Consider the following 6,705-nt stretch of genomic DNA (forward strand, 5'->3'; position numbering starts at 1 on the left):
CAGGCCGACCTCGCGGATCGCTTCCGCATCTCGGATGATGGGGCAGTCCGTAAGCTGCATTGAATATCGAGCCAGAGGATCCCAGATCCAATGCCTACCGGGCGTGAGGACCCGCCTGACTTCGCCCTTGGGGTCCATCATTATGCCGAGCTTGTTGTCAGGAACGACCGCGATTCTTTCACCCCACATGACACACCCCACGGCCGCGCGGCGTGTCGCCGGCCAGCAGGGGGCAGCGCGAGCACGATGCGGCGATCTTAAAAAAAATGGAGGCGTCGACGGGATTCGAACCCGTGGATACGGTTTTGCAGACCGTCACCTTGGACCACTTGGTTACGACGCCAGAACAGCGGGCATCAAGCCGGACACGCAGATAGCGCGTCAGCGGAGCTTCAACAACAACGCCCTTGCGGGTGATGGATGTAGGTAACCATGGACACATGATACTCGCGCGAGCGTGAATGCGATAGGGATTCATCGCGGAGGGGGCCGTAATCAGAACGGACATAGGGTCTGCTCAAGTCGATGCGTGTTCTGAAGCTCGGGATTTGCGGTAACGCGGTTCCGACGCGCCAAGACGTAGAGCCTGTTTGCAGGCGGGTGTCAGCACACACTACTAGCTGACATTCTTCGCTACGCCGCTGGCTTGCCTTGACGGTTTTTCTCGCCCGCCAAATGCCCCTCCGGATCGTGCACCCGCAGCTCGTCCGGCTCGACCACTGCGGCGAGAAACACCGCGATGTTGTAGCCGCCGAGATGGCGGACCGAGGGGTAGAAGATGGCCTGCGCACCGGCCTCCATTGCCATGTCTGCCAATACCCAGCTTGGCGGTTCAACCTTGTGCCGCAAGGCCAGGTCGCGCCAGTTGCAGGCATAGTCCTGCCATAGACGGTCCCAGGCACCGGCCACATACCCGGCGCGGAAATCCACCACGCGCTGCACGTTGAGCAGGTAACTCGCGATGGTGCCTGGCGGCAGCAGGCCCGCATCCTGCTGGTATTCCTGCAAGGCCGTTTCCGTCGTCACGGAGAGATACAGCGCATGCACGTCCGGCCGATTGAAACGCCCGCCCCTTTCGGCGGCCCCCGCGCCGCTGGTGGGGCGATGCGCCCAAGCGGGTGACAGCACGCGATAGAACACCGCGTCCGGCCCGAGCGGGATGAAGATCATCCGCTGGCGCCACCAGCGAGCGATTCCAGATACCCGAGAACGGCGTCCGTCTCGCCGTCCGCCACCAATTGCTCGGCCGTCTTGTAACCGAAGTCCCCGATGGGATGGTTGCGATACCAGTAGACCGCACGCGCCTGATCGCCCGCCGCGACATCGAAGGCGGCCCGCAGCACCCGCAGGGACTCCCGCAGATGCGCCTGCACCTTCGGCGACTGCGGACGCGCCGCCAGCGTGTTGCGATGAACGTGCGCATGCGCCGCCAGCTCCGCCATGTCCAGATGCAGCGCCGCTGCGTAGCGATCCGGCGAGATCAGCGACGCATTGGGTTCCCGCAACTGCTCGGCAAAGGCGGCGAACTGGAGTTCAGGTGCGAGTGGGGAGAGGCTCATGGGTTCGGAGAATTCTTGCTTAGGAGCACAACTATACGCCCATTCTGCGCACACTTTATGCCCTGTATTAGCCCTTCGATGCGGCTTATGTTGCGACGCTGTTTGGCTACGCGACACCGCTCACCGAGATGCGCTTGCCTCTGCTTCTGCACTCACCTCATGCAGCGCGTCGCTGCAATCACGCAGCACGCGTTTTAGTGAGCCGAGGGGGAAATCGTAGCCACCCTCCTGACACAAGCAATACCGGCAAGCCTTCGGCACCGGCTCTGCACAGCCGTTCACGGCGACAATGGTGATGCGCCGGTTGTCGGTGACGTTCGGCACCCAGCGGTCAATGTCCTCAATCGGATTGAGCTTGAGCACGAGTTCCGAACGTTGCTTGCAGGCGGCGGGCAGACCATGCAGCAGGGCTGCGATCTCGTCGCGCACCTCCGGGCGGTCAAAGCCAATTCCGGGCGCGAGCAGGTCCACGATGGCCTTGTGCTCGGCATTCCGCGCGGCGTCGAGCTTGAGATAGGGCTTGCCGGTGCGGTCGTAACCGAGCACGTCTGGCACGACGTATCGGTGCAGGTAGTGCTTGGTATACAGCGCTTCCTTTTCTTCGACCTGGAACGTGATCCCTGCGGATTCGGATTCCGCTGGCGCCGTCGCGTGCGCGCTGCCGGAGCCGAGCAGCAGGCCGCTCACAACCGCCAGGAACGCGATACAGCGAAAGCCCTTCATCGTGAAGCTCCGTCCGTTTTCTGCCCCGTCATTTGGTGCAACGCATCGCTGCAAGCGTGGAGGAAGCTCCGCAAGCCCCCGATCTCGAAATTGCAGCCTCCATCTATCGCCAGATCGTAGCTACATTCGCGCGGAACAGTCTCCGCGCAGTCGTGAATTTCCAGTTGCGTCACCCGGCGGTTGTCGGTTTCGCCGGGCACGCAGGTATCTATGTCACCAATCGGCTCCACCGCCAGTGCCAGTGTGCCGTTAGCACGGCATTGCTCCGGCAAGCGTGCGAGCCAGCCAGCGATTTCATCCCGGCGCTTGGGTTGATCGACGTAGAAGCCTGGCTTGAGCAGTTCAACGAGGGCCCTGTGCTTCGGGCTCTGCTCAGGAACCAGGTTCAGACGCGGCGTGCCGTCGTTGTCATAGACGAGAATGTTCTTGACCTCGTGATCGCTGAGCGGCGTGCGCAGATCATTAGCGTATTCGACGACCACCAGATCCAGTGCGTGCACCGGTGCTGTCGCCAGCAAGCCGACCGATAGCAGCGCATGTGTGGACTTCCGCATCAGCTCGCGCCGAGCATCCGCATCAGGGTGGGCATGCCGGCGCCCTGCTGCGCGCGGCATGTTGAATATGATGAACCGGGTCGAGATTCCCGGCTTGTTATTGATCGAGTGTTCACGGCGCAAATGCTCCCGGATCCAGCCGCCGGGCTTCTGCCAGCGCCTTGCGGGCTTTCTCTGCGCCGCCCCCATCGCGATTGTGCATAAGAGCAAGCACTGCCAAGTTCCAGTATGCGCGAGCAGCGAGCTTTGAATCGGAGGACTTGCTGGCGAGCGTGAAGGCTTCGATTACGCGCTTCTCAGCTTGGTGTTTGCCGTCGAATGAGAATTGCCCGTGGTCAAGGATGTGCCAATCGCTATTGAGGTAGGTCACGCGGTAATCGTTTTCCGAATAGTAGGCGCAGTCGTAACGCAGCACTGAGTCGGTATCGCGCGGAATCACACCGATTGCATCAGGTGGTCGGCCGGTATGAGCCACACCGAGGCAGCCCGCGTAGTACGCCGCTTCGGCATTGCCGCTAATAAATAGAGCCTCGGCTTCGTGCCGGGCGTGGGCTATCTGGTCGCGCGCTGAGTGCCGTGCGATTTCCCGTGCGTGGCTTTCAGCAGCTCTGTAGGCATCGCGTTCGCGCACCTCGCAATCCGTCGCATAAGGAAGAGCCTGTTTGGGCCCACAGCGTTCGCGAGTTTGCTCGGGGACGGAGGCCGGCGGCGCCACTGATCGCAATGACTTGCGAGCGAAATAATCCCGGACGCGTTGTAGTGATTTGAGGTTACTAAAAGCCTGGGACCGCTGGTAAACCTTTGCGTCCCAAACTGCGCCGTTGTCGATGGCGGCATCTAGGCTGCGGTTGCAGGCTGTAAGAAAGGTCTTGAGGCCCCCAATCTCGAAGTTACAGCCACCGTCGTATGAAAGATCGTACTCGCAGTCGCGCAAGTCGATAGCAAGACAGCCCGTGAACAACAGTTGCGTCACTCTCCGGTTGTCGGTCTCGCCGGGCACACAAATGTCGACATCCCCGATCGGCTCCACCGCCAGTGCAAGCGCGCTTATTCCCAAGCATTGCTGCGGGTAGCGGGCAAGGATTTCGGCAATGTCCTTGCGTACTTGCGGCTTGTCCACAGCAAGGCCAGGCGCGAGCAAATTGATCAGCGCTTTGTGTTTGGGATCGCGCTCGGGAAATAGATTGAGGCGCGGACTGCCGTCAGCGTCCTGACCAAGGATGTCGTTCACCTGGTGGTCGCTCAATACGTGGTTGAAATCGTTTCCGTATTCCACAACCGACAAGTCGACCGCCTGAGTATACGTTGCAGACAGAGCAGACAATAGCCCGACTACCATCCTTATGAACGAGAAGCAGCGGAAGTTTTTCATCGCAACATGGCTCCGGGTTTCTGCTCTATCAACTGTGCTTGTGCATCGCTGCAGGCGTTGAGGAAACAGTCACCGATATCTCGTGTCGTCGGACAGTCGAACTATGCACTTCGCCCCAAAGGGGGTGTTGCCCCACTAGCCCCATCGACCGCCCAAACATTCCACGACGCTGTTGATCGTTGGTACGTCTTCATCGAAGGACCCGTGGTCCTCTGAATGGCTGCGATACCCAAGTGGCGCATCATCCGCAGTGGCTGACCATACGGTTCGTCCAGGGTCCGCACGAAGCCATTCACGCACCCGATGGACTTCCGGAAAGTGCTGCGCGTCGAAAGTGTTTGTTCGGTCGAAGAAGCGTGCCATGCCGAGAATGGGCATATCAGGCTCGTCGACGAGATGACCCTGCGCCTGAACCTTGGACTCCAGCAGTCCTGACACCAAGTAGAGCAGCGAGCAGGGGTAAATGAACCGGCGGATGTCGCGACCTCCGCCAAGCGCGGAGTCCGCACCCCACACTTGGTCCTTCTTCTCGAGCTCGTCGCACATTGAGAACATACGGAAGCGGCCAATGCTATCGCCGGCTACATTCAGAGCTTCATTAAACGCCGTATATGTAATGGCAGGCGCCAAGAAGATCACGTCGAATATGCGGTTCGGTGCCAGCGCCTTCGCGGTCTTGAGCCAGTTCGCGATGTAGATCGCGCCCGTGCTATGCCCCACGAGGGTGACTCGCTCGATCGTCGTGTTGCCGGCCAGCCGTTGCAGGAACTCGGTGCCAACCGCATTCTCTTCCGCTTTGAAGGCGTCTGCGGTGTCGTCTTTCATCTCATTCCACAGAAGCATCTTCGCCCACTCGTTGAGCCCGTCGCCCCCGATCTTCAGGTGTCGCAGCAACTCCTCAATGATGGTGGGATAAATGTCATGATGCCGATCAGATTTCACGCGCTTGATGACGGCCTTAACGACGCGATAAATGAACTGCACGGACTTGACCAGCGTCAATAAGTCCAGTCCGAAACGCTGCGCGCCCATGGCGCCCGTGGGCGCTTCGTCGACGAGTGCGTTAAAGAGTGCGGCCCGGACCGCGTTCGGGGGGGCGCCGACTTGGGCGTCCGTCCCGGCTTCTAGCATTAATGCGTACTTCTCCGGCTTCTGCGCCGTCGGGCGCAACGCATTGATAGCCGTGATAAATGCAGCGTCCACTCTCAGATCAGCCTCGATCTCGGACTCATCCACAACCAGGAAGTCTTCGATCTCGTCCGCAAGGCCGGCCAACGGAATCTGAGCTGTGTGTGGGGCCGACCAGTATTGATTTATCTGGTCCGCGACGTTCTGCTGCACGCCGGTAGCGCGTGCGACCGTACTGAAGATCAGATGGTTGTGTGTAAGCGCCTGTAGACCGTCACCACTTGCTACAGCGTTCCCCATCGGCAGCTTCTTCACGGCCTTTTTGGTGATCCATTCAGCAATCTTTCGAGTGGCTTGCTTGAAGGCGGACTCTTCGGCTGCGGACTTCAGGCTTTGGCGCAGGGCATCAAAGACGCCGGAGCGCCACACAAAGAACACAGGAAAGCCCTCCTGCCTGTATCGACCTTCGAGCCGACGCGCGACTTCTTCACCGGCCACTTCATTGACCAAACCGCCGTGGAAATGAACGACCAGGTGTCGCGTTTCTGCTGCGCTAATTTCTTCGAAAAGCGCGTCGAGATCAGCGGCGGTGGTCCCGGCGTTTCCGCCGATGCGCCCCGCACGGCTGTAGACGATTGACATAGTTATCTCCCTCCCTGTGCCACCTCACCCTTCCACGGAACGCAAGTTCAGCCAGTTCTCACTCGGTCTACACACAAACGTTTAAAGCACTATTGGCGCCGCTTTAGCAGTTTTGTGATGCTCGAAAAGGCTGCATAAATCATGAACCCCCAGAAGAGGATAGCAAGATAGCCCAGCAACCCATATCGAAAGAGGCCGACTAAGAACCCTTCCCACGACCATCCGGCACCATTCTTGAGGCCGCCGGCGACGCCGCCAGCGCTTATACACAAGACTGCGACGACTCCAAGAAGATAATCAGGTTCCTTTAATTTCACTTTCATCTCCCGCAGGCGAGCCTTTCCCGGCGATTGCGTACGTTGAGTAAGCGTATATTTCCGGTGTTGATAGGCACAGGTGAAGGTGTCATCGACCTTTTCTGGTCATGATTTCAAGGGTCTTTTTGGCAAACTCATTCCCCAATTGCGCGGCCCGCTCATACCAGTACCTAGCGGTGGCATAGTTCACTGGTGTTCCCAGACCAAAGTAATGTGCCTCTCCCATATGTACGAACGCATCGACGTTGCCAGCCTCGGCCGATTTGCGAAACCACTTTAGGGCCTCCGTGAAATCGACGGGACCTCCGTGGCCATCACTCAGCATCTGTCCAAGGACCCTTTGCGCTTCGTCGTTACCTCCATGCGCAGCCTTGTAAAGCCAATATTTAGCTTTAACATAGTCTCTCTGT

7 protein-coding genes and 1 tRNA gene are annotated in these 6,705 nt (G+C 59.2%); all 8 read right to left on the reverse strand.

The window, feature by feature from the left end; all coding sequences use genetic code 11:
* Window positions 1-267 precede the first annotated feature (267 nt).
* Window positions 268-343: transfer RNA gene (locus ACEW8G_RS15755), tRNA-Cys, on the reverse strand.
* Window positions 344-633: 290 nt separating this feature from the next.
* Entirely contained in the window at window positions 634-1,170 is a 537-nt protein-coding gene (locus ACEW8G_RS15760) for an RES family NAD+ phosphorylase (RefSeq protein ID WP_373489345.1), read from the reverse strand.
* Complete coding sequence (locus tag ACEW8G_RS15765) at window positions 1,167-1,559, reverse strand: hypothetical protein (protein WP_373489346.1); 393 nt, start codon at window positions 1,557-1,559, stop codon at window positions 1,167-1,169. Before ACEW8G_RS15765 ends, ACEW8G_RS15760 begins: the two co-directional genes overlap by 4 nt.
* 120 nt (window positions 1,560-1,679) lie before the next feature.
* A complete protein-coding gene (locus ACEW8G_RS15770) occupies window positions 1,680-2,282 on the reverse strand; it encodes a hypothetical protein (RefSeq protein ID WP_373489347.1) in 603 nt (200 codons plus the stop codon).
* Window positions 2,279-2,959 carry a hypothetical protein gene (locus ACEW8G_RS15775; RefSeq protein ID WP_373489348.1) on the reverse strand — a complete coding sequence of 227 codons (681 nt, stop codon included), beginning with the start codon at window positions 2,957-2,959 and terminating at the stop codon, window positions 2,279-2,281. The genes ACEW8G_RS15770 and ACEW8G_RS15775 overlap by 4 nt, the downstream gene beginning before the upstream one ends.
* The gene (locus ACEW8G_RS15780; RefSeq protein ID WP_373489349.1) at window positions 2,949-4,121 is read right to left on the reverse strand and encodes a hypothetical protein; all 1,173 of its coding nucleotides are present in this window, start codon (window positions 4,119-4,121) and stop codon (window positions 2,949-2,951) included. Before ACEW8G_RS15780 ends, ACEW8G_RS15775 begins: the two co-directional genes overlap by 11 nt.
* A gap of 222 nt (window positions 4,122-4,343) precedes the next feature.
* A complete protein-coding gene (locus ACEW8G_RS15785) occupies window positions 4,344-5,978 on the reverse strand; it encodes a hypothetical protein (RefSeq protein ID WP_373489350.1) in 1,635 nt (544 codons plus the stop codon).
* A 405-nt stretch (window positions 5,979-6,383) separates the two neighbouring features.
* Window positions 6,384-6,705, reverse strand: a 322-nt coding sequence (locus tag ACEW8G_RS15790; protein WP_373489351.1) for a tetratricopeptide repeat protein, incomplete at its 5' end; no start/stop codon positions are given.

Source organism: Blastomonas sp., from assembly GCF_041747255.1.
Classification (GTDB): Bacteria; Pseudomonadota; Alphaproteobacteria; order Sphingomonadales; family Sphingomonadaceae; genus Blastomonas.